This is a genomic window from Campylobacter hepaticus (assembly GCF_001687475.2).
Taxonomy (GTDB): Bacteria; Campylobacterota; Campylobacteria; order Campylobacterales; family Campylobacteraceae; genus Campylobacter_D; species Campylobacter_D hepaticus.
In genome coordinates, this window is record NZ_CP031611.1 from 164,645 (window position 1) to 188,674 (window position 24,030).

The following is a 24,030-nucleotide window of genomic DNA, read 5'->3' on the forward strand; positions in this document are numbered from 1 at the left end:
TTTTTTGCTATTATACTATAAAATTTAAACGAGGAAAGCAATGTTAGGCATAGATCTTGGATCTAATACTTTAAGAGCAGTGCAAATGGATGCATGTTTAAATAAAATAAAAGAATACGAATTTGTAATTGGGGCGGCTAAAAATTTAAATCAAAGTGGAGAGATTTCTCAAGAAGCCATACAAAGATTGAAAAAAGCTTTAAATATTTTAGCTAAAGAGCAAGATTTAAGTAAAGCAAATGCTGTAGCCACCGCAGCTTTTAGAAAGGCAAATAATACTTTAAAAATTTTTGCTGATTTAAAAGAAGAATTTAATATTAATTTTAAAGTAATTGATGCAAAAAATGAAGCTAAAATGAGTGTTTTAGGTATGAAAATAGCTTTATTTAAGCTTGGAATTTATGGAGAATTTGCGTATTGTGATTTAGGAGGTGCTTCTTGTGAATTGTCTTTTAAAAATTATTGTGAAAGTTTTGATTTTGGTATTATTAGTTTTTATGAAAAAAATCAATATTTAGCTTTTAAAAAATCTTATTTTAATAAGAAAATTCTAAAGCAATATCCTAAGTTTATTACACAAATAAAAGATAAGAAATTAAAACTTCATTTTTTAATTAAAGATAGCCATTTTAAATATTTAGCTTTTAAAGCTTTTGATGAGGTTGCTAAGATAAAAAAAGCATTAAAATTTTTAAAAGCTAAAACTGTAGTGATTAATTCAGGTGTACCTACTATGCTGAGTGCTTTAAAACAAAATATGTTTTATGATAAATATGAAGCAAAAAAAGTTAACGGTAAAAGACTTTGTCATAAGGATTTTTTAAATTATGCCATTAAACTTTTTTATATGGATGAAAAAATAGCTTTAAAATAAGTAGGTATGATGCGCGAAAAAGATATTTAAGTGCGGGATGTTTGTTATTTTATGCTTTGTTTGATAAGCATAAACTTATAGTTGTTGATGAGGGATTAAGAGAGGGTGTTTGTTTAGCAGGTATTAAAAATATAAGATTTTAGTTTTTTAAAAATTCAAAAAAATGGAATTTTTCATCAAAATTGAAAAATAAAATTTTAGCTTGTAAGAGAAATTCTTCATATTTTTTTGGATTTTTATTTTTACATTCTTTAAGCAATTGTTCGAAACCAAAATCTATTAAGGCAAGATTTTGCTTTTTAAATTCTAAGAGTTTAAAATCAAATTCTTTAATAAGACTTTGAATATGGTTGAAATTAACATTATAAGTTAAATCACTTTTAGCAAAAAAATCTTTTAATTTGCATTCAAAGGGATTAAAAATTTGATGTTTTTGATAAATTCTTAGACTAAAATCTTTATGATTATAGCTACCATAATCAAAGGCTGCGAAGATAAATTTTTCACAAGCTCGATCTAAATCTTTAAAGAAATTTTCTAAATAAATGCTGTATTCGCCTTTTTCTAAATTTAAGTTTTGGCATTTTATTTTTAAATTCTTATCCATAGGTTTAAAAATGAATTGAAAATCTTGTATGAAGGCCATTTTATCATGATCAATTAATTCACAAGGAAAGCTATCGAAAAGTTCATTGCAAAAGAAAAAAGCATTTTTAAAATTACATTCTTGTAAATGTGCTTTATGGGTAAATTCTACTCCATTTAGAGTTTTTCTTTGCAAGATTCTTAATTTTTCATGGGGCTCTATAATAAAAAAAGAAATATGAGAAAAAATTTCTGGTCTTAATTCAAGCAAGGCACATAAAAAATCATGACTTAAATACCCTTCATTTGCACCTATTTCAACAAGTTCTAAAGGGGTTTGTAAAATTTTTTTATCAATTAAAGATAAAAAATGTTTTGCCAAAAGTGTACCAAAAAGATTGCCTACACTTACTGTTGTAAAAAAATCCCCTTTTTTGCCTATATCGACGGTATTTTTATAATAGTTTTCATTAAGCCAAAGATTAAAAAATTTACTAAATTTCATTGAAAAAGTGTATTAAATTTAGTAATAAAGTCTAAAGGATCTACTTGTGTACCTCTTACAATAATTCCAAAATGCAGATGTGGTCCACTTACTCTTCCTGTAGCCCCGCTTAATCCTAAAAGTTCACCTTTTTTAACTTTTTGTCCCGTTTTAACTTTGATTTTAGAAAGATGATAGTATTGAGAATAAATTCCAAAACCATGATCAATAACAACAGAATTACCTGCAAAATAACGTTCTTTAGCGATTTTAACTATACCATCATTGCTTGCATAAATGGGCGTTTTCATAGCGGCTTTAAAATCTGTTCCGTTATGATAGCTTGTTAATTTTTGGTTGAAAATTCTTGCTTTTCCAAAATCACTAGTAATGGCAGAATTTAAAGGAATGTTAAAGGTTTCTTTAAATAAGGCTTTTGGTGTGTAAAAATTGTAAATTTCATTGGCTTGTTTGGATTCTTTAAGTATGCGTTCTTGGGTATTTTTAGGTGGAAAAATTTTATCTTGTCTAACATTTAATGTTTCGCTTTTGTAGTGCCCCTCTAAAGTTTTTATAAAGATATCTTCTTTTTTATTTTTATATAATGCAAGAAGTTTTGTATTTTTTGGTGGATTTTTATAAGGTAGGGTAAAAATAACAACAATTTTGTTTTGATCTTTAGGATGTTGAAAACTAGGGATATTTTTATCATTATTTTTTAAAGCAATAAAATCTTTTTTATCAAAAATGAAAAATAAAGCCTGACCTTTAACAAGTTCTAGATTTTGAGTCCCAAAAAGCCAAAGAGTAAGGCTTAAAAATAACCAAAGAGCTTTCATAAGCTTAATTCTTTAAGATCAGCAATGTTTAAAAATTCTTTATAAATTTGACAAACTAAGGCTTGACGGTTATTTTTAAGTTTTTCGTTTTCATCATTAATCATGACTTTATCAAAAAAATCATCAATAAAAGGTTTAAGTGCAAAGAGATTTTCAAGTTTTGCTTCTAAAGAAGAAGCGTGGATTTTTTCTTTAAAAGCTTCATAAAGTTTGGTTTCTGCTTCTTGGATAAAAAGCGATGGATCAATAAAAGAAGAAGAATTGCTTGCAATGTTAGCTAGTCTTTTAAATGTAGCAAAATTTTCATTAAAATTGGTTTTTTTGCTAAGTTTTATAAGGGCATTTACGCTTTGATTAATATGAATTAAATCTGTATTTTTAGAACTAAGCACTGCTTTGATAAAAGAAGTATTGACTTCATAAAAGGTATAAAGTCTTTCAAAAATAAAATCTTTTAAAATTTGTATATCAAAATTTTTATAATATTTTGCAAATTTTTCTAATAAAATTTGTATATCAAATTCTTTATTTAAATTTAGAGCGATTTTAATAATACCATTAGCAGCACGTCTTAAAGCATAAGGATCTTTTGTTCCATTTGGAATTTTGCCTATGCTAAAAAGCCCCATAAGGGTGTCAAATTTATTAGCAAGGGCAACTATACTTGAAAATTCATTACTTGGAAGAGGGGCTTGTTCTAAATCAGGTAAATATTGTTCTTTAATAGCTAGGCAAATGGTCTCATCTAAACCCATTTTTTGTGCATAATAGCTTCCCATAATACCTTGCAAGCTTGTAAATTCATAAACCATTTGTGTGGTTAAATCTGCTTTAGAATATTTTATCGCTGTAGAGATATTAGCAATTTGATCATTTTTTAGCATTTGGCATAAAATTTCTGCAATTTTGATTTCTCTTAAACTTTTATCTTGCATAGTTCCTAAACCTTCAAGATAAATTATTTGATTAAGTTTTTCAGGAATTAAACCATTTTGTATATCATTTTTGTAAAAAAACATTGCATCACTAAGTCTTGCATGTAAAACCCTTTCATTTCCATGGATAATTTTTGAATAGTCCTTACATACTGCATTGCTAACTACGATGAAATGATTACTTAGTTTTTTTTCATTAAATACTGCAAAATAGCGTTGATTTTCTCTCATGGAATGAATAATAACTTCATGGGGGATTTGAAGATAGGTTTTTTCAAAACTTCCTAATAAAGCATTAGGGTATTCTGTAATAGCAATAACTTCGGCTAAAAGTTCTTCATCTTGAGCAATTTGTATATGATTTTGTTCTTCTAAAGTTTTAAATTGTTTTAGTATTCTTTCTTTTCTTTTTAAGGGATCTAGAATAATGAAATTTTTTTCTAAGAGCTTGAAATATTCTTCTATGGTGTTAAATTCTTGCAAGTCATAAGCTATGCTTCTATGTATAAAAGTTTTTTTAGCACTTTTCACACCATAACTTTCAAAATCGATTAAATTATCATTGAAAATACAAACTATAGAACGGATGGCACGTATGAATTCAAAAGTGTGTGCACCCCAACGCATGCTTTTTCCAAAATGAAGATTTTTTAGAAATTCATTTATCATAGGTGCTAAAATTTCTTGACTTGATAAACCTCTAATAGTTTTTTGATGATATAAGACTTCTTTACCTTTAATGTATTTAAATTCAAGTTCGTTTTCGCTAATTTGTGCTTTTTGTAAAAAACTTTCTCCTGCAGGGGTTAAAACTCCATCTTTATAAGCTATATTTTTTGGTGCGCCTATAAATTGAGCAAAAGTGTCTTCTTGTTTGTTTGGAAAATTTTCATGAAAAAATACTAAACGACGCGGGGTATAATAAAATTTAAAATCACTTTTTAAATGGTATTGTTCTAAAATATTTTTCCATTTTTTTTCTATATTGTTTAATTCTTTTAATAAAGGAATAGCAGGTAATTCTTCTGTACCGATTTCTATTAATAATTCATTCATAATCCACTCTTTTTAAAATTTATTTTATTTTAGCTAAATTTGATTAAAAAACTTATAAATACCTTTGTAAAAAGCTTTTGAGTTCATTTGTATTGCTAAATTCATTCTCTTTTAAATTTTTTTGATACCATTTAGCATGGAAATAAGTTAAATTAGCATTTTTAGCACATTCTTGATCTTTTTGGCTATCACCTATAAATATACTTGTTTTATAGGGTGCTTGGCTTTTTAAAAGTTCTAACATCATGGGATGAGGTTTAGGTTTGATGCTAGAACTTACTCCTAGAATTTTATCAAAATAAGATAGGATTTCATGTTTTTGAAGTATGTTTTTTAGTGAACTTTGTGGAGCATTCGTAGCAATAGCTAAAAAACAATTTTTATTTTTTAAAAAAATTAATAATTCTTTAATTCCATCAAATAAAACCACGCTTTTTTTATAATGTTTTATAAAGTATTGTTCATAATCTTTTTTAAAATTTGAATGATTAAAATCTTTTATATTATAAAGTTCTTTTGCCCAGTCAATATTAGGAGTATTAATAATTTGTATAATTTTTTCTTTGGCTAATTTTTCTAGGTTTAAGTTTTTGTGTATCTCATTGACTGCACAAGAAATAGCATTAGCACTGTCAATTAAAGTCCCATCCATATCAAAAAATATATTTATCATTTATAGTCCTTTAATAAATAATTTTTATGTTTTTCTTTTTTTTCACTCTGTCTTTTTTGTTTATCTAAGGCATTAGCAAGATTTAAAAGTTCATTTTTTTCTTTAGAAAAGTCTAAACAAGAATGAACAAAAAATTCAAGTTTTTTTGCATAGTCTGAATTAAGATTTACAGCAGTATTTTTTTTAAAAAATTTAGTATTTTTTAGCATTCTTTCTTTAAATTTGCAAGGATCAAAATTTTCTTTTTTAAGCGCACATGTAGCAGCATTAAAAAATTTTTCAAGATTTCTTAGGTATTTAACACGTAAGGTTTTTTCTTCGTTTTTATTCAAAATTTTTCCTTAGGTATTTTTGTGAATTCTGCATTCTAAAGCTTCTTGGACTAAATTTCTAGCTATTACTTTTTCAGAGCGTATAATGCGTATGTTTTCATCTATACTAGAAAAAAGCATCTTTTTTAAAGTTCCATTAACATGGATGATTGTATCTATAGGCTTAGGATAATTAGCTAGAATTTGGCAAAGCATTTCTAATTTAGCTTCATTTGTTACTGTGATAATAGCTACAGAACATTCTTCAATATTAGCAATTTTAAGAGTTTCTTCTTGAGCGGCATTAGCAAAAACAACATTTTCTCCACGACTAATTCCAAGTTCTACTAAATTTAAATCACTTTCTAGCACTAAATAAGGCACTCCAGTATTTTTTATTTTTTGCGTAACTTCTTGTCCTAAGCGCCCATAGCCAAAAATAACAAGATGATTTGTTAATTTAAGATTGTTATCTATATTTTGTGTAGCGTGAGTATTAAGAGTCATATCTTCTACAACATTAGCTATTTTTCTTATATTATTTAAAATAAAAGGTGTAATAATCATTGTTAAAATTGATACTACAATGAGAATTTGAGAAGTTTTGATATCTAGCATATTTTTTGCTTGTAAAAGAGAAAAAATAGCTAAGGCAAATTCACCTATTTGTGCTATAGAAAAAGCTGTTTTTAAAGCCACTCTTTTTTTGGTATAAAGAAATAAAAATCCAAAAACTATTCCAAATTTTAAAGCCATAACAAGAAGGGTTAATACTATAATTAAGAACCAATTTTGACTTACTATATCAAGTTGGATTTGCATACCTACTGTGATAAAAAAAAGTCCTAAAAGCAAATCTCTAAAAGGAATTAAATCTGCTTCAATTTTATGTTTATATTTAGTTTCTGCTATCAAAGCCCCTGCTATAAAAGCTCCTAAAGAATAAGAAAATCCAAAATAATTTGCTAAAAAACTTGCCCCAATAACCATAAATAAAACAGTACTAATAAAAATTTCTTGAGAAGAAGTACGAATAATAAGTCTAAAAATTCTATCTACTAAGTATTTACCTATAAAAAATAATAAAGCAATTAAAATGAGCACTGAAATAAGTGTGGTAAAAAGAAGCTTTTCTATGTTTTGATTAGTGGAGGAGAAAATGTCTACAAGAAGTAATAAAGGAATAACAGCTATGTCTTGAAAAAGTAAGATACCTAAGGCTTTTCTTCCATATTGCTCATTAATGTCTCCATTATCATTTAGAATTTTAAGTACAACAGCAGTTGATGAAAGTGCTAGGGCGAAACCTACTATTGTTGCACTTTGATCGCTTAGTCTTAAAATTCCTATAACAAGCAGCATAAAAACAAAACCACAAGTAAGCATTTGTAGGGATCCATTTAAAAATACTTCTTGTTTCATTGCCATTAGATGCTTAAAAGAAAATTCAAGTCCTATAGTAAACATTAAAAATACTATGCCAAATTCAGCTATATGAGTTATTTCTCCTTTGCCGCTTAGATGATAAAGTTCAGAAATAATTTCACCTGCTGCTATATAACCTATAATGGTTGGAATTTCAAATTTTTTAAAAATAACATTTAAAATGATTGCTATAGCAACGGTGATTAAAAAAATTTCTAAAAAATTATCCATATTATATTATTTTTTCTCATAAAAAATTAAATCAAAACTATTTTTATGTTTGATAATAGCCTTGCTACTTGCTTGTTTATCTTGCTGTTTACTAAGTTCTAAACGCAATTCATCGATTAAATTTTCAAATTCGTGAAGCTGATTTTTTAATTTTAAAATAACATCAACTCCAGCAAGATTAATTCCCATATCTCTTGTTAAACGTAATATAAGTTTAATGCGGTCAATATCTCTTTGAGAATATAATCTGATTTTTCCATCTGTCCTACTTGGCTCTATTAAGCCTTCTCTTTCATATTGTCTTAAAGTTTGTGGATGTATACTTAAAACTTTAGCTACAACACTAATTAAATATACAGGTTCATCATAATGGTGTTTCATTTTAACTCCTTTCTTTAAGGTAATTTTTCTTTTAGATCTTGTATGAATTTTTCATCAAAACTTTCTGTATTAGGTAAAACAATATTTAAAATTAAATACATATCCCCATAAATATCATTTTTTCTGTTTTGAACTCCATAGCCTTTTAAACGAATTTTTTGGCCATTTTTCGCATTAGGTGCTATATTAATAGTTGCTTGTTTTTTTTCTTCTTTAAGGGTTTGTATGCTTATTTTTCCTCCAAAAAATGCAGTTTTTAAAGGAATATCTACTTTTTGATATAAATCATCATCTTCTCTTTGGTAAATAGGGCTTTGTTCTATTTTTACAATAATGATTAAATCCCCACGTGTTCCATTATATCCTTGTTTTCCCTTAGAACGTATTCTAAGTTTTTCCCCTTCTTTTATACCGTGTGGAATTTTAAATTTAATAGTTTGTCCTTTGAAATTAAAACTATGCTCTCCGCCTATAACAGCTTTTTCAAAAGGAATATAAAGTTCTAAATTATCGTCTAAATTTTCTTCTTCAAAGCCTCCAAATCCTCTAAAATTACTATTGAAACCTTTTGAGGAAAAACCACTAAAACCAGTTCTTGTTTGTCCACCAAAACCGCCACCAAATAAATCTTTTAAAATATCGTCTAAATTGACTCCACCAGTACTTTTTGAAAAATCATGAAAGCTTTGTCCTCCAAACATGGAATCACCATATTGATCATATTGTGCACGTTTTTTTTCATCGCTTAAAATTTCATAAGCAGCATTGATTTCTTTAAATTTTTCTTCAGCATCTTTTTCTTTATTGATATCAGGATGATATTTTCTAGCTAAACGGCGATAAGCTTTTTTTATTTCGTCTGCACTAGCGTTTTTGTTGACTCCTAGGGTTTGATATAAACTATTCATATTATATTTCCTTGAAAAATATTGTCCTTTGATTATAAAAAATAATTATAGCATAAACTTTAGCCTAAGTCAATCAAGTTTTATAAATTTTTATCACTCAAGTTTTTATTTACAATTTTGTAAATTTTAAGTTTTATACTTATAGACATAGTAAAATATTTTACGCAATGAATGTATTTTAAAAAGTAAAGGAAGTAAAATGAAAAAAATTATTTTATTATTAGGTTTAGCTAGTGCGCTATTTGCTGCAAATATTCATTTTAATGAGTCAACTACAAGTGTTAATCGCGTTAATCCAGCAGCTGGAAATAATATTGTGCTTTCTTATCATGATGCTATTAAAGATGCTAAAAAATCCGTTGTTAACATATCTACTTCTAAAACTATTACTAGGATTAATCGTCCAAGTCCATTAGACGATTTTTTTAATGATCCGTATTTTAAGCAATTTTTTGATTTTGATTTTCCTCAAAGAAAAGGTAAAAGTGATAAGGAAGTAGTGAGTTCTTTGGGTTCTGGTGTGATTATTTCAAAAGATGGTTATATTGTAACTAATAATCATGTTGTAGATGATGCAGATAGTATTAGTGTGAATTTATTAGGTAGTGATACTGAATATAAGGCTAAATTAATAGGTAAGGATCCAAAAACTGATTTAGCTGTTATTAAGATTGATCTTAATAATCTTTCAGCTATTACTTTTAGTAATTCAGATGATTTAATGGAAGGAGATGTTGTTTTTGCTTTGGGTAATCCTTTTGGAGTTGGTTTTAGTGTGACAAGTGGTATTATTTCTGCTTTAAATAAGGATAATATAGGTTTAAACCAATATGAAAACTTTATTCAAACAGATGCGTCTATTAATCCAGGCAATTCAGGGGGAGCTTTAGTTGATAGTCGTGGGTACTTAGTAGGTATTAATTCTGCAATTTTATCACGCGGTGGTGGAAATAATGGCATAGGTTTTGCTATACCTTCAAATATGGTAAAAGATATAGCAAAAAAACTTATAGAAAAAGGTAAAATTGATAGAGGATTTTTAGGTGTAACTATTTTAGCTTTACAAGGCGATACAAAAAAAGCTTATAAAAATCAAGAAGGAGCTTTAATCACTGATGTTCAAAAAGGATCAAGTGCTGATGAAGCTGGACTTAAACGTGGTGATTTGGTTATTAAAGTTAACGATAAGGTGATTAAAAGTCCTGTTGATCTTAAAAATTATATAGGAACATTAGAAATTGGACAAAAAATTTCATTAAGTTATGAAAGAGATGGGGAAAATAAACAAGTTAATTTTACGCTTAAAGGAGAAAAAGAAAATCCAAAAGAAATTCAAAGTGGTTTAATAGATGGTTTAAGTTTAAAAAATTTAGACTCTAGATTAAAAGAACGTTTACAAATTCCAAAAGATATCAATGGTGTTTTAGTTGATAATGTTAAAGAAAAAAGCAAGGGAAAAAATTCTGGTTTTCAAGAAGGTGATATTATTATAGGTATTGGACAAAATGAAATTAAAAATTTAAAAGATTTAGAACAAGCATTAAAACAAGTAAATAAAAAAGAGTTTGCTAAGGTTTGGGTGTATCGTAATGGTTTTGCAACTTTACTTATACTTAAATAAAATTTACGAAAGGATTTTCCTTTCGTTATAAATTTTAGTTTAAAATTAAAATTCAGTTTAAAATAAAGGAACGTAATGACAAATATCCTTATGATAGAAGATGATTTAGAATTAGCAGAAATTACAGCTGAGTATTTGGAAAAATTCGATATGAAAGTAGATATAGCTCATGAACCTTATATAGGGCTTTCTAAACTTGCATTAAAAGAATACCAGCTCATTATTTTAGATCTTTCTTTACCAGGGCTTGATGGGCTTGAGGTGTGTGAAGAAATTCGTAAAAAATATGATACTCCTATTATTATTTCAAGTGCAAGACATGATATTACAGATAAAGTTAATGCTTTAGAATTAGGTGCTGATGATTATTTACCAAAACCTTATAATCCTAAAGAGCTTCAAGCGCGCATTAAAAGCCATTTAAGACGTATTTCAAATACTAAAAGTGCGATAGCAAAAAGTGTTAAAGATTTAGTTTATGATCAATATAAGCACATTATTACTATGAAAGGGCAAGAACTTACTTTAACTAATGCTGAATTTGATATTTTAAGTTATTTAATTAAAAAAGAAGGTGGTGTAGTAAGCCGTGAAGAACTCGTTTATAATTGTTCTTCTATTAGTGAAGATTCTAGTAATAAAAGCATAGATGTAATTATTAGCAGAATTCGTCAAAAAATGGGTGATGATCCAAAAACTCCAAAATATATCCATTCTATTCGTGGAATAGGCTATAAGCTTACTCAATGAATAAGTCTTCAATTTTTTATACTATAACTTTTATTTTTATTTTTGCTGGCGTTAGTGTTATACTAGGTTTTTTATGGTTAATAGAATACGATCAGCAAAATTATACAAGAGAATTAAATACAAAATATTCTTTAATAGCTAATGCAAGGCTTTTAAATTTTGCAGGAGTTATTAGTGAACAAGAATTTGAAGATCAAACTAAAAATTATAATAAAATGGATGAAATAACAGAAGCTAAATATATTCGAAGGATTCTTTTTAAAGGAGAAGTTTTAGCTAGAGTTGAAGTTAATAATGGTCTTATTGAAATTATTTCTTATAATAGGCAAGTTTATTTAAATATTATTTATGATGGTAAGGTGCATCTTTATAAAGATCAAGATTATCAAACTTATAGATATTTTATTATTAAGGCTATAGCTGTAGCTGTAATTTGCATTCTTATACTGCTTTATATTTATATATTTAAAAAATTAAAACCCCTTAAAAGGTTAAAAAAGCAAATTGATAAATTTGCACAAGGCAAGCTTAATGATATTGAAGATGTAAGTACTGGAGTGGATGAAATTTCGCAAGTAAGTGAAGCTTTTTATCAAGCTATTGTTCAAATTAGAAAGTTAAATCAATCGCGTCAGTTTTTTTTAAGAAATATTATGCATGAGCTTAAAACTCCTATAACTAAAGGTCTTTTAACTCTTGAAATGATAGAAGATAATAAGTATAAACAACGTTTAAATAGTGTATTTAATAGACTTGAAATTCTTATTAATGAGTTTGCAGCCATTGAGCAAATTACTTCAGGTGCAGCTTTTATCAATAGAAAAAAATATAATATTTTAGATATTTTAGATGAAGCTAAAGAAATAGCCATGCGAGATGATAATAATATACGTATTTTTATGGATGAAAGTTTTTTTGTTAATGTAGATTTTAAGCTTTTTACTACTGCTATTAAAAATATGATAGATAATGGTATTAAACACTCTGCTAATGGTTTTGTACAAATTGATATTATAGATGATTATATTTGTTTTAAAAATCGTGGACCGGAATTAAATAATACTTTAGAATATTATACTCAAGCTTTTACTCAAGGTTCAAAACAAAAATCAAGTTTTGGTCTTGGACTTTATATTGTTAATACTATTTTAGAATCCCATGGAATGAAGCTTGATTATTTATATGAAAATGGGGTGAATTTATTTTATTTTAGGAATCTAAGAAATATTATTGTAAAAGAATAATTAATTTACATAAAAATGTATTTTTAAGTAAAAAACCCTTGACAAAGTTCTTTAATTTCAATATAATCACATTTTATTTCATTCCGGATTAGCTCAGCGGTAGAGTAGTCGGCTGTTAACCGATTGGTCGTAGGTTCGAATCCTACATCCGGAGCCATATATTAATTTTTTTTTATTTTAATACTTCTTTTAACTGTCTATAAAATAACTTATAATTTTATTCGATTTATACTTTGTTAGCGCTTTGATTAAAATTGAATTATTTTAAGAAATGATCTTGATATGATATAGTATTTATATTTTATTTAATATTTTTATAAGATTTTGATATAATGATTTTTATAAAGAATACAAATTTAAGAAAGATAAAACATGGCATCTAAAATTTTACTTTTAGAAGATGATTTAAGCTTAAGTGAAATCATTGAAGAGTTCTTAAATGAGGAGGGGTATGAAGTATTTTTATGTGATAATGCCCAAGAGGCTTTAAATTTAGCCTATGAAAAACATTTTGATCTTTGGATTTTTGATGTTAAAATACCCTTGGGTAATGGTTTTTCTTTACTTAAAGAATTAAGAGAAAGTGGCAAACAAACTCCTGCTATTTTTATGACATCTTTAAATACAACTAATGATTTAAAGGAAGGTTTTAGTGTGGGTTGTGATGATTATATAAAAAAACCTTTTGAATTAGCCGAACTTTCTATTCGAATTAAAGCTTTGCTTAAAAGAACTTTTTTTCATAAAAATCAAGATTTTGAAGAATTAGGAGATGGTTTTAGATTTGAATTAGTTTCCCAAATTCTTTATTTTAATGATAAGGCTCTGACTTTACCAAGTAAAGAGATTAAACTTTTGTCTTTATTACTTAAAAATAAAAATCATTTTTTAAGTGTAGAAAGAATTTTTGAAGAGCTTTGGGATTATGATGAAGAACCAAGTGAGTTAAGTTTAAGAGCTTATATAAAAAATTTACGTAAAATTTTAGGAAAAGAAAAAATTATTAATCAAAGGGGAAGAGGGTATTGTTATGGCTAAAAAAGTTATACGACAAATTTTATTGATTTACCTTACTACTACAGGTATTTTTTTAACAATTTTTTTTATCTTGTGGTATCAAAAACTTAATGAAGAATTGATAGTATCTAAAGGTTTGTCTTTAAGAGAAAGTCATAGAAATATTGTGATTAGTATTTTAAATTCTCGTTTTGTGCCTATAAAATTAAGTGCAAAAAATATCGCTCAAAGTACAGGTTTAAAATTTGCTATATTTGATGTTAATAATATTCTTTTTAATAATGCAGATTTTGATCTTAAAAAAGTAAAACCTGAATTTAAAGATAAAGGTATTTATGATGGTAAAATTTTTTTCCTCGCTCCTATGAGTACAGATTATTATTTTTTAAGGCATATTAATAATAAAAAAATTGATATAAATGGTAGCTTACAAATTTTAATCCAAGGTGAAGATGTGAGTAAAGATTTATTTTGGATTAGAATGAAAGTTTTTGGTGTTTCTTTGGTAGCTTTTTGTATTTTGGGTTTGGTAGCTTATATTTTAGTAAAAATTGCTTTAAAACCTTTAGAAGATAAGATTATTACACTTAATAGTTTTATTAAAGATTCAACACATGAATTAAATACCCCATTAAGCGTTATTTTAACAAGTATAGAGCAACTTAAACATGAAGATTTAGAAAATAATCATAAATTTTTAAGAATAAAACTAGCTGCAAAAACTTTATCTCAAGTGTATTCTGATCTTGTTTTTTATAATTTTCCCCATACTTTAGAAAATGAAAAACAAGAATTTGATATGCAAGTATTGCTTCAAGAGAGATTAGAATATTTTAAAATCTTTTTTGAGCAAAAGAAAATTACTTTGAAGCTTGATTTGCACTATTCATATATTTTTGCACCTAAAAGTCAAATTTCTAAATTAATAGATAATCTTTTAAGTAATGCTATTAAATATAATAAAAAAAATGGAGAAATTGTTATTGTTTTAAAAGAGAGATTTTTAAGTATTGCTGATACAGGTTATGGGATTTGCAAGAAACATTTAGGACGTATTTTTGATAGATATGCAAGATTTAATACTGATAAGGGTGGTTTTGGCATAGGTCTTTCTTTGGTAAAAAAAATTTGTGATGAGAATGCTATTAAAATTGTTTGTGAATCTATAGAGAATGAAGGAAGTGTTTTTACATTAACTTGGTAAAATCAGCAAGGTTTTACCTTGCTGAAAAAAGGGTTACATCATGCCACCCATGCCACCCATGCCACTCATATCAGGCATAGCTGGTTTATCTTCTTTAATTTCACTAATAGTTGCCTCTGTTGTTAAAAGCATACTAGCTACTGAAACTGCATTAAGTAAAGCTATTCTTTCTACTTTAACAGGATCTATAATGCCACTTTCTAGCATATCAACATATTCACCTTTTGCAGCATCAAAACCTGTATTTTCATCTTTAGCATTTTCTACGCTATTAACAACTACTCCTGCATCAAAGCCAGCATTTTCAGCAATTTGTCTTAAAGGTGCTCTTAAGGCTCTTTCAACAATAGCTGCACCTATGGCTTCATCGCCTTTTAAATCAAGTTTGATTTTAGCTTTTGCTTTAATTAAGGCTGCGCCACCACCAATAACTATACCTTCTTCAACTGCTGCTTTAGTAGCGCTTAAAGCATCATCAACGCGATCTTTTTTCTCTTTCATTTCAGTTTCTGTTGCTGCACCTACTTTTATAACTGCAACTCCACCGCTTAATTTTGCAAGTCTTTCTTGTAATTTTTCTTTATCATAATCTGAAGTTGTTTCAGCAATTTGTGTTTTAATTTGATTAATTCTTGCATCAATATTAGCTTTTTGACCTGAACCATTAACTATAGTAGTATTGTCTTTATCAATAATTACACTAGAGGCTTGTCCAAGATCTTGTATAGTAGCGCTTTCAAGTGTTCTTCCAAGCTCTTCAGAAATGACTTCTCCACCTGTTAAAATTGCTATATCTTCAAGCATGGCTTTTCTTCTATCACCAAAACCTGGAGCTTTTACAGCAGAGATATTTAATACTCCACGAAGTTTATTTACAACCAAGGTTGCAAGTGCTTCACCTTCAATATCTTCAGCGATAATTAAAAGAGGCTTGCCTGTTTTTTGAATTTGTTCTAATACAGGTAGTAAATCTTTTAAATTAGTGATTTTTTTATCAAAAAGTAAAATATAAGGATTTGAAAGCTCTGCTATCATTTTATCTGCATTGGTAATAAAATAAGGACTTAAATAGCCTCTGTCAAATTGCATACCTTCAACAACATTTAATTCATCATTAATTGATTTTGCTTCTTCAACAGTAATAACCCCATCTTTACCTACTTTTTCCATGGCATCAGCAATTAAAGCACCGATTTTTTCATCAGAATTAGCTGAAATTGTTGCAACTTGTGCAATTTCTTTTTTACCTTTTACTTCACGAGAAAGTTTTTTAAGTTCATTTACAATGGCTTCGCAGGCTTTATCCATACCTCTTTTTACTTCTATAGGATTAGCTCCTGCTGTAATATTTCTTAAACCTTCTTTAAAAATTGCATGGGCTAATACTGTAGCAGTTGTTGTTCCATCTCCTGCTTGATCTGCTGTTTTGCTAGCTACTTCTCTTACAAGAGAAGCACCCATGTTTTCAAGAGCATCTTTAAGTTCTACTTCTTTTGCAACGCTAACACCATCTTTAGTAATACTTGGAGCACCAAAACTTTTTTGAATTAATACATTGCGTCCGCGTGGTCCCATAGTTACTTTAACTGCATCATTAAGCTTTTTAACTCCTTCATAGAGTTTATTTCTTGCTTCGTCTGAAAAAATAATTTCTTTTGCCATTTTTTATCCTTTTATTTTAAAATTCCTAAGATATCATCTAAATTTAAAACTAAGTATTCATTATTATCAAGTTTGATTTCTGTTCCACCATATTTAGCAAATACAATTTTATCTCCATTTGATATATCATTGATTTCTTTGCTTATTGCTACTACTTCACCCATTAAAGGTTTTTCTTTAGCATTATCTGGTATAATTATTCCAGAAGCTGTTGTTTTGGTTTCTTCTACGCGTTTGACTAAAACACGTTTTCCTAAAGGTTGAAAATTCATTTTTGTCCATCCTTAAAAAAATAATTTTTAGCACTCTTTAATTTTGAGTGATAAAATCATACTATAAAAAATGAATTTTGTCAATACTTTAAATAAAAATATTTATAAAAGTTTAGTTTAATAGACTAAGATTTATTTATAAAATAAACTAAAGGATAAAAAAATGAAAAAATTTTTTTATGGTTTTATAAGTTTAATATTTGTTATTTTTATGGTTTTATATATTATATTTTTTACAAGTTTTGGTAATAATATAATTGCAAATATAGCCCAAAATAAAATTAAACAAAGTACAGGTTTAAATGTCAATATTACACATATTAAACTAGGTTTTTCAAATCTTGATATCAAGGCAAATCTTGAAGATAAAGTTGATTTGAGTTTAAAGGGTGGGATTAGTTTTTTTAAACTTGGTTTTGACCTAGATTATATAATTTCTTTAAACCAAAACTCTATTGAAAATTCAATTTTAAATTCAAATTTTACGGGAAACATTCAAGGTAAAATAAATGATTTTGTTGTTGATGGACAAGGTTATTTATTTGGTTGTGAAGCAAAATTGAATATGAGATTACATGATTATAAGCTTATTGCTTTAAATTTAGATGCAAAAAGCTTTAAAATAGAAGATTTTTTAGAATTTTTGTCTTATCCTATTTATGTTAAAGGTTTATTAAGCGCTCAAGCTAAAATTTTAGAACAAGATTTAAAACCTAATGGAGATGTTATCATAAAACTTGATACACATTATATCAATTATGAGGCTATAAAAAGAGATTTTTCTTTAAATTTGCCCTTAAATTCTAATTTTGAGGCCCAAATAAAAGCTAAAATTAAAGATGATAAAATTTATATACTTACTAAAGCTTATAATGATTGTCTTGTTTTTCAAACGCAAAAAACTCTTTATGATATTAGCAATAATAATTTAGATACAGATTTTAGCTTATACATTCCTTCACTTGAAAAATTAGAAAAATTCACAAAAACAAAACTTAGTGGAGCTGTATCTGTGTTAGGTAAAGCACATGTGATTGATTATGTTTTATCTGATTTAAATGCTGAAGTTTTGGGTATGGGCGGCAAAATAAAGACTGGTTTAACAAATAATAAAATTTTTGTTGATATAAATAATGCAAGTCTTGAAAAAATATTAGCACTTGTAGGATATGGCGGCTTAATGAATGGAAATTTAAATGCAAGATTAATTGATGCAGATTTAGATTTTTCAAATTTTGATTTTAACGCTGAAATCGATAATGCAAAATTAAATACAAATGAGCTTAAAAAAATAACTAAATTAGAATTTCCAGAGACTATTTTTAGTTTAAATATTAAAGCAAATGCAAAAGATAATGATATTGTTTATAATACTATTTTAAATTCTAATTTATTAAATATTAAAGCGTTAAATGGTACTTATAATTTAAAAAATAAAGATTTTAATGCTAATTTAAATGCTTTTATGGATGATTTATCTCAATTTAGTGCTATAAATACTAATTTAAAAGCTAAGGCTAAATTAGATGCTTCAATCCACATTTTAGGTGTCCAAATAAAAAATTTAGATATAAATGCTAATTTGGCAAATAGTACTATAAAGGCAAATTCAAATGGTAAAAAACTTGATTTAAATATTGATAAACTTGACTTATCTCAGCTTTTTATTATAGCAGGTATGCCAAATTATGCTAGCGGAGTAATTAATGCAAAAGCACATTTAGACAATGTAGATTCAAATCATTTAAATGGTGTGATGAATTTAGAAGCTAAAGGTATGATGAATTCTACAATTTTAGATAAAATTTTTAATAAAAAATTTCCTAAAAATATTGTTTATAATTTAAATTCAGAATTTAATTTTAAAAAGAATATGATTTATTTTAATACGATTTTAAATTCTTCTTTGGCTAATTTAAGTCAATTTAAAGGTGATTTTGACACAAGTAAAATGCTTTTAAATTCTAATTTTGTTTTGAACATAGATGATTTTTCAAAATTAGGTTTTTTATTCAATAGAAAATTAAAGGGTAGGGCAGATTTTAATGGAATATTAAGTTTTGATAAAAATTTAAAATTAGTTTTAAATAGTTCAGATTTATTTAAAGGAAAACTTCAAAGTAGCTTTAAAGATGATGTTTTATTTGTAAATTTAAATGATGTGGATTTAAGTAGTTTGGCTCAAGGTTTGGATTTGATAGATATATATGAAGGTAAAGCAAGTATTAAAGCCAACTACCATCTTTTAAACCAACAAGGAGAAGTAGATTTAGATGTAAAAGAAGGTAAATTAAAGCCTAATCTTATTACCAATACTTTGAAAATTTTAACGCTTAAAGATATTACAAAAGATGTTTATAATATGGCTAGTGCTCGAGCTTTAATCAATAAAGAAAAAATCTTATTAAATTTAGATATGCAAGCAAATCGTTCTTATGTTTTGATTCAATCTGGTATATTAAATTTAAAAAATGGGGATTTAAATTTGCCTTTTGATATAAAATTAGATAAAGCTAATTTTAAAGGTAGTGTTAAAGGAAATGTGCAAAATCCTAAGATTAAATTAAATGCAGGAAGTGTGATAAATTCGATTAAGAATATAATTAAGGATAAGACAGATGAGGGTCTTGAAAAATCTAATAAAATAGATAAAACATTTGATCAATTATTAAATAGTATTTTTTAGGATAAATATAATGTTTAATGGACTTATTAGAGAAATTGCAAAGGTGAGATTTTATCAAGATAATATTTTAAGTTTAAAGGCTAATTATCGTCCACATTTAGGGGATAGTTTGGCTGTTAATGGAGCTTGTTTGAGTGTGGTAAATATCGATAAAGAAGGTTTTAAGGTAGAACTTTCTAAAGAGACGCGTAAGCATATTGTTATTGAAAATTTAAAAAATGAAGTTCATATAGAGCCTGCTTTAAGATACGGAGATAGAATTGATGGGCATTTAATGCAAGGACATATTGATTTTATAGGTGTGCTTGAAAATATTAAAAAAGAAGAAAATGGTATAGATTTTTTTATTTCTTTGCCTAAGATGGCTATGCCTTTTATGGCTCAAAAAGGCAGTATAGGTGTAGATGGAGTAAGTCTTACTATTAACGAAGTTATGCATAATGGCATTAGATTAACTATTATACCTATTACTTTTAAAGAAACTTTGTTTAAAAAATATCAAATAGGTAGAAAAATTAATATAGAAAGTGATCTATTTGCACGTTATATTTATACCCAGCTAAAAAATAAACAAGGATTGTCATGGGAAGATATAGACAGAATTTCTTATCTTTATTAGACAATGAAAAAGTAGGTATTTTTTGTGCTTATGATAAAGATTATAGTTCTTTTAGGGCTAAAATTTATTATGAAAATATTTTTTCACATTTGGGTATTAAAGGTATAAAACATTGTGTTTTTATGGATCAAATTCATTCAAATCGGGTTATGGTTTATGATAAAAATTTTCATTGTTTTGCTTGTGATGGTTTAATTAGTAGGGAAAAAAATACGGCATTGTGTGTTTTAAGTGCGGATTGTTTGCCTTTAATTTTATATCATGAAAGTGGTATTATAGCAGCTTTACATTCTGGTAGAAAAGGAAGTTTTGAAAATATTTTAAAGGTATGTTTGGATAAAATCTGTTTAGAAAATTTAATCTTGGATTTTAATGCTTTGCATCTTTTTATTTTGCCAGGTATTTGTGTTAAAAATTATGAGCTTAGTGGAGAAATTTTAGAATTTGCTAAACAGAATTTTCAAGCTTTTATAAAAGAAAATAAATTGGATTTAAAAGCTTTGGTAAAATTTCAAGCTAAAAATTTAGGTATTAGACATATTCAAGATTGTAAAATTTGTAGCTTCGAAAATGAAGATTTTTTTTCTTATCGTCGCAATCAAACTACAAAACGTTTTGTAAGTGTAATATATTTAAAGGAATAATAATGTATGAAAAAAGAGATTTAAGGGTATTAAAAATTATTCAAAAAGCAAGAGAATTTGGAGATGAGGATTTGTTGAATGAAGCTTTAATTACTCAATTAATTCATGCTAATTTTTTAGAAATAGACCATAAAGAAAAAGAAGATTTGATAAAACTTCTTCATTCTTTAGTTACTGCAAAAGATAAAGCATTGTTAAGCAATTAAAATTCTATATAATTTTCAAATTCTGTTTCTTTTGGAGGGTTGTCTTGATTTGAAAGCAAGGCATGTTTTAGTATTTTTTCATAACCAGCTATGGTATGTTTAAAATTTTCTTTTGCTTTTCCATTAAGTTCTGATTTGGCAATTTTTACAACTGATGCTGGATTGATAGCTTTATTATTTAAATATACGCCAAAATGTAAGTGAGGACCTGTACTCATACCTGTTGAACCTACATAAGCTATAAGTTGTCCTTGGTTGACTTTTTGTCCATTTTTGATTTTTGCAAAGCGACTTAAATGTGCGTATAAAGTCATATAACCTGAATCATGTTTGATTTGAATTACATTTCCATATCCCCCTTTTGTACCTACAAAGGTGATAACTCCTTTTCCTGCACTTTTTACGGGTGTACCAGTAGGGGCTACGTAATCTATGCCAAGATGAGCACGATAACGTTTGAGTATAGGGTGGTATCTTGCTGTTGTAAAATGAGAAGAAATTCTAGTATAATTAAGAGGTTTTGTAAGCAAAAAGGATTCTAATTCTTTTCCATCGCGATTGTAAAAGATATCATTATAGGAAAATACTTCTTGAGGATTTTTATTAATTTCAACTTTTGCCATTTTTATATTAATATCCCCCCAAAGTTTTCCCATACGTCTTTTTTGTTCATAATAAAGAATAACTTCATCGCCTTTTTGAATATTGCGAAAATTTATACTTCCTCTAAAAGCTCTAACCATGGCGCGTGCTAAAGTGCTGCTTCCACTTTCTTCGTAGACATCTTGATAAGCAGAATTTTTAATGGTTAAATGTAAAATTCTGTTTTCTTTTTCATAAGAAACAGGGGCAAAAGCAAGGGTATATTGTCCGTTTTTATTTTTGTAAATATGAATTTGTAAATCATCACTAATAGGTATTAGAACTTGTTCTATATTATTATTTTCATCTTTTAAAACTTGATATTTTATTTTGTAAGCTATATCAGAAGCAAGTTCTTGATCTTCTTTGTCAAGTCCATAATAAAGTGACATAGGTATAGAATTTCTTTGTAGAAATTTAAGAAGGGTATCTCCATTGTCCCAAGTAAGTTCTTCAACGCTTAAAGCTGCAAAACTTTGGACTACAAAGATAAATAAAAATAATAATTTTTTCATGGGATAACCTTAATTTATAAAGAATTTTTTGAATTTATAAAGCTATATTTTACTTTATTTTTCTTACAATTACTTAACAAAAAAGGATTATAATTTGAATTTTAATTTTTTATTTAAGGAGCAAATTTGCTTAAGATTATGGTGTATTTTTTGGTTTTAAATTTAAGTCTTTTTGCATTTGAATTTGATTTAAAACCTGTAAAAGATAAACTTTTAAAAGTTGATGATATTTACGGCTATATTAAAGATAGTTCTAATATTAAACTTCATTCAAGTGGAATAGTAGTACAGCATTTTAAAAACTCGCAAAGTATTATAGCAAGAGTAAATGTTGTTGCCAAAGAAAATGGTTTAGCGAAATTGCAATTTGGTGTTTTTTCTGATCTTCAACAAGAAGCGCTACCTTTACCAAATGTATTGCCTCAAATAGGTGATGAGGTTATTTTAAATTTTCTTTACGATAGAGGTTTAATTATTGCACCTAATGAGCAAATTTATAAACAACTTGTTGAAAAATTTCCTCAGATATATTTTACTCACATTGATATTTTTGGGGCACAGTTAATTAAAACAGCGACCCTTTCTCCTAAGCGTTCAGATTTTAGACGCTTTTGTGCTGATAATGCAGTTGGAATTTTGGTTATAGCTTTAGAAAATAAAGCACAATTTGTGGATTGTCAAAATTTTAATAAACTTTATGAAGTACCTATACAAAAAGCAAATAGTGTTCAAATACCATTTTATTCGCGTATAGAAGGTTATAAAGCTAATTTTTTTGATTTTTCTTCTCAAGAAATAGGAAATTATTATCAATATTATAATGCTTTAATTAATTTAACTAAGGCAATAAATCAATGAAAAAAGAATTTGAGCAATATTTTAAAACACTTTTGGGTGATGAAAATGCTTATTTTGATGATATTCATAAAAGAGCTTATAGTTATGATGCAACAAGAAAGCATTATTTGCCCGATGGAGTGCTATTTCCAAGATCTGAAGAAGATATTATTAAGATTTTAAAATTTTGTAATGAAAATAATATTATAGTCATACCTCGAGGTTCTGGATCTGGCTTTACAGGCGGTGCTTTAGCTGTTAATGGAGGCATAGTACTTGCTTTTGAAAAGCATATGAATAAAATTTTAGAAATTGATTTAGAAAATTTAGTAGCAGTTGTGCAACCTGGTGTTATTAATATGCATTTGCAAAAAGAAGTAGCCAAATATGGTCTTTTTTATCCACCTGATCCTGCTAGTATGGAATATTCAAGTTTAGGTGGGAATGTGAGTGAAAATGCTGGTGGTATGAGAGCTGCAAAATATGGGATTACAAAAGATTATGTAATGGCTTTAAGAGCTATTTTGCCTAGTGGAGAATTAATTCGTGCAGGTAAAAGAACTATTAAAGATGTTGCAGGTTATAATTTAGCAGGTATTTTGATTGCTAGCGAGGGTTCTTTGGCAGTTTTAAGTGAACTTACTTTAAAACTTGTCCCTTTACCTAAATTTACAAAAACAACTTTTTCTATTTTTCCAAGTGTAAAAAGTGCTATGAATGCTGTTTATAAAAGCCTTGCAAGTGGTATAAGCCCTGTATCTATGGAGTTTTTAGATAAACTTAGCATTCAAGCAGTGGAGCAAAAATTTCAAAAAGGTTTACCTATGGATGCGGGTGCTATTTTAATAGCTGATGTAGATGGTAATGTTAAAGAAGCTATTGATGAAGATTTAAAAAATTTAGAATATCATTTTTTAGAAGCCGGAGCTAGCGAATTTAAAATAGCAAAAGATGAAAAAGAAGCTGCAGATATTTGGTTTATTAGAAGAAATTGTTCTCAAAGTATAGCTATATATGGGAATTTAAAACTTAATGAAGATATTACTGTTCCTCGTTCTAAACTTCCTGATTTGCTTGAAGGTATAGATGCAATTTCTAAAAAATATGGTTTTAAGATACCATGTTTTGGGCATACTGGAGATGGAAATGTGCATACAAATGTTATGGTTTGTGATAAAAATGATAAAGAACAAGTAAAAAGAGCTTATGAGGCTGTTGAGGAAATTTTTAGACTGACTATAGATCTTGGAGGAACTTTAAGTGGAGAACATGGAATAGGACTTTCTAAAGCCCCTTTTATGAATTTAGCTTTTTCTGATGCTGAAATGGAATTAATGAGAAATATTAAAAAAGCTTTTGATCCAAAGAATATTCTTAATCCCTTTAAAATGGGACTTTAATAAGGAAAA

Annotated in this window: 22 protein-coding genes, 1 tRNA gene and 1 pseudogene; 13 read left to right on the forward strand and 11 right to left on the reverse strand. The window is 27.2% G+C overall.

Features of this window, described 5'->3' with window-relative positions:
• Positions 1-40: 40 nt before the first annotated feature.
• A pseudogene (locus tag A2J15_RS00810) lies at positions 41-1,017 on the forward strand (Ppx/GppA phosphatase family protein).
• Here A2J15_RS00810 and A2J15_RS00815 read toward each other — a convergent pair.
• Genes A2J15_RS00815 through A2J15_RS00850 form a run of 8 tightly spaced genes read right to left on the reverse strand, consistent with a single transcriptional unit; the run spans position 1,014 to position 8,702 of the window.
• Entirely contained in the window at positions 1,014-1,964 is a 951-nt protein-coding gene (locus tag A2J15_RS00815; protein ID WP_066776205.1) for an SAM-dependent methyltransferase, read from the reverse strand. The pseudogene A2J15_RS00810 and the gene A2J15_RS00815 overlap by 4 nt on opposite strands.
• The gene (pgp3, locus tag A2J15_RS00820; protein ID WP_066776206.1) at positions 1,961-2,782 is read right to left on the reverse strand and encodes a peptidoglycan metallopeptidase Pgp3; all 822 of its coding nucleotides are present in this window, start codon (positions 2,780-2,782) and stop codon (positions 1,961-1,963) included. The genes A2J15_RS00815 and pgp3 overlap by 4 nt, the downstream gene beginning before the upstream one ends.
• Positions 2,779-4,773, reverse strand: coding sequence for a glycine--tRNA ligase subunit beta (gene glyS / locus A2J15_RS00825; RefSeq protein ID WP_066776209.1), 1,995 nt, complete (start codon positions 4,771-4,773; stop codon positions 2,779-2,781). Before glyS ends, pgp3 begins: the two co-directional genes overlap by 4 nt.
• Before the next feature lie 52 nt (positions 4,774-4,825).
• Positions 4,826-5,446: an HAD family hydrolase gene (locus tag A2J15_RS00830; RefSeq protein WP_066776212.1), complete on the reverse strand. Its 621-nt coding sequence runs from the start codon at positions 5,444-5,446 to the stop codon at positions 4,826-4,828.
• Positions 5,443-5,778: a hypothetical protein gene (locus A2J15_RS00835; protein WP_066776215.1), complete on the reverse strand. Its 336-nt coding sequence runs from the start codon at positions 5,776-5,778 to the stop codon at positions 5,443-5,445. The genes A2J15_RS00830 and A2J15_RS00835 overlap by 4 nt, the downstream gene beginning before the upstream one ends.
• Before the next feature lie 9 nt (positions 5,779-5,787).
• Positions 5,788-7,413: a cation:proton antiporter gene (locus A2J15_RS00840; protein ID WP_066776218.1), complete on the reverse strand. Its 1,626-nt coding sequence runs from the start codon at positions 7,411-7,413 to the stop codon at positions 5,788-5,790.
• Between the two features lie 6 nt (positions 7,414-7,419).
• Positions 7,420-7,794: a heat shock protein transcriptional repressor HspR gene (locus A2J15_RS00845; protein WP_066776220.1), complete on the reverse strand. Its 375-nt coding sequence runs from the start codon at positions 7,792-7,794 to the stop codon at positions 7,420-7,422.
• 14 nt (positions 7,795-7,808) lie between these two features.
• Positions 7,809-8,702, reverse strand: coding sequence for a DnaJ C-terminal domain-containing protein (locus A2J15_RS00850; RefSeq protein WP_066776223.1), 894 nt, complete (start codon positions 8,700-8,702; stop codon positions 7,809-7,811).
• 199 nt (positions 8,703-8,901) lie between these two features.
• On the opposite strand from A2J15_RS00850, the gene htrA reads away from it, so the two are divergent.
• The 6 genes from htrA to dccS all read left to right on the forward strand — a co-directional run bounded on the left by htrA (position 8,902) and on the right by dccS (position 14,538).
• The gene (gene htrA / locus A2J15_RS00855; protein WP_066776227.1) at positions 8,902-10,323 is read left to right on the forward strand and encodes a serine protease HtrA; all 1,422 of its coding nucleotides are present in this window, start codon (positions 8,902-8,904) and stop codon (positions 10,321-10,323) included.
• A 75-nt stretch (positions 10,324-10,398) separates the two neighbouring features.
• Entirely contained in the window at positions 10,399-11,073 is a 675-nt protein-coding gene (locus A2J15_RS00860) for a response regulator transcription factor (protein WP_002777451.1), read from the forward strand.
• On the forward strand, positions 11,070-12,317 hold the full coding sequence (locus tag A2J15_RS00865; protein ID WP_066776230.1) for an ArsS family sensor histidine kinase: 1,248 nt from the start codon (positions 11,070-11,072) through the stop codon (positions 12,315-12,317). Before A2J15_RS00860 ends, A2J15_RS00865 begins: the two co-directional genes overlap by 4 nt.
• Before the next feature lie 82 nt (positions 12,318-12,399).
• Positions 12,400-12,474: transfer RNA gene (locus A2J15_RS00870), tRNA-Asn, on the forward strand.
• 215 nt (positions 12,475-12,689) lie between these two features.
• Positions 12,690-13,355, forward strand: coding sequence for a two-component system response regulator DccR (gene dccR, locus A2J15_RS00875; RefSeq protein WP_066776233.1), 666 nt, complete (start codon positions 12,690-12,692; stop codon positions 13,353-13,355).
• On the forward strand, positions 13,348-14,538 hold the full coding sequence (gene dccS / locus A2J15_RS00880) for a two-component system sensor histidine kinase DccS (RefSeq protein ID WP_066776236.1): 1,191 nt from the start codon (positions 13,348-13,350) through the stop codon (positions 14,536-14,538). The genes dccR and dccS overlap by 8 nt, the downstream gene beginning before the upstream one ends.
• Positions 14,539-14,571: 33 nt before the next feature.
• On the opposite strand, the gene groL is transcribed toward dccS, so the two are convergent.
• Positions 14,572-16,200: a chaperonin GroEL gene (gene groL, locus A2J15_RS00885; protein WP_066776238.1), complete on the reverse strand. Its 1,629-nt coding sequence runs from the start codon at positions 16,198-16,200 to the stop codon at positions 14,572-14,574.
• 11 nt (positions 16,201-16,211) lie between these two features.
• On the reverse strand, positions 16,212-16,472 hold the full coding sequence (gene groES, locus A2J15_RS00890) for a co-chaperone GroES (protein ID WP_066776243.1): 261 nt from the start codon (positions 16,470-16,472) through the stop codon (positions 16,212-16,214).
• A gap of 163 nt (positions 16,473-16,635) precedes the next feature.
• On the opposite strand from groES, the gene A2J15_RS00895 reads away from it, so the two are divergent.
• Genes A2J15_RS00895 through A2J15_RS00910 form a run of 4 tightly spaced genes read left to right on the forward strand, consistent with a single transcriptional unit; the run spans position 16,636 to position 20,627 of the window.
• Complete coding sequence (locus A2J15_RS00895; RefSeq protein ID WP_066776246.1) at positions 16,636-19,158, forward strand: translocation/assembly module TamB domain-containing protein; 2,523 nt, start codon at positions 16,636-16,638, stop codon at positions 19,156-19,158.
• A 10-nt stretch (positions 19,159-19,168) separates the two neighbouring features.
• A complete protein-coding gene (ribE, locus tag A2J15_RS00900; RefSeq protein WP_066776249.1) occupies positions 19,169-19,777 on the forward strand; it encodes a riboflavin synthase in 609 nt (202 codons plus the stop codon).
• Positions 19,741-20,421 (forward strand): purine nucleoside phosphorylase YfiH/LACC1 family protein, encoded by a 681-nt coding sequence (locus A2J15_RS00905; protein ID WP_066776260.1) that lies wholly within the window; start codon positions 19,741-19,743, stop codon positions 20,419-20,421. Before ribE ends, A2J15_RS00905 begins: the two co-directional genes overlap by 37 nt.
• A 2-nt stretch (positions 20,422-20,423) precedes the next feature.
• Positions 20,424-20,627, forward strand: a complete 204-nt coding sequence (locus A2J15_RS00910; RefSeq protein WP_066776263.1) for a hypothetical protein — start codon at positions 20,424-20,426, stop codon at positions 20,625-20,627.
• Here the strand turns inward: A2J15_RS00910 and pgp5 are convergent.
• Positions 20,624-21,784 carry a peptidoglycan metallopeptidase Pgp5 gene (gene pgp5, locus A2J15_RS00915; RefSeq protein ID WP_066776266.1) on the reverse strand — a complete coding sequence of 387 codons (1,161 nt, stop codon included), beginning with the start codon at positions 21,782-21,784 and terminating at the stop codon, positions 20,624-20,626. The genes A2J15_RS00910 and pgp5 overlap by 4 nt on opposite strands.
• Before the next feature lie 138 nt (positions 21,785-21,922).
• Between pgp5 and A2J15_RS00920 the strand changes: the two genes are divergently transcribed.
• Both A2J15_RS00920 and A2J15_RS00925 read left to right on the forward strand, forming a co-directional pair.
• Positions 21,923-22,642: a plasminogen-binding N-terminal domain-containing protein gene (locus tag A2J15_RS00920; protein WP_066776448.1), complete on the forward strand. Its 720-nt coding sequence runs from the start codon at positions 21,923-21,925 to the stop codon at positions 22,640-22,642.
• Positions 22,639-24,021, forward strand: a complete 1,383-nt coding sequence (locus A2J15_RS00925) for an FAD-linked oxidase C-terminal domain-containing protein (RefSeq protein ID WP_066776268.1) — start codon at positions 22,639-22,641, stop codon at positions 24,019-24,021. Before A2J15_RS00920 ends, A2J15_RS00925 begins: the two co-directional genes overlap by 4 nt.
• The last annotated feature ends 9 nt before the right edge of the window (positions 24,022-24,030 follow it).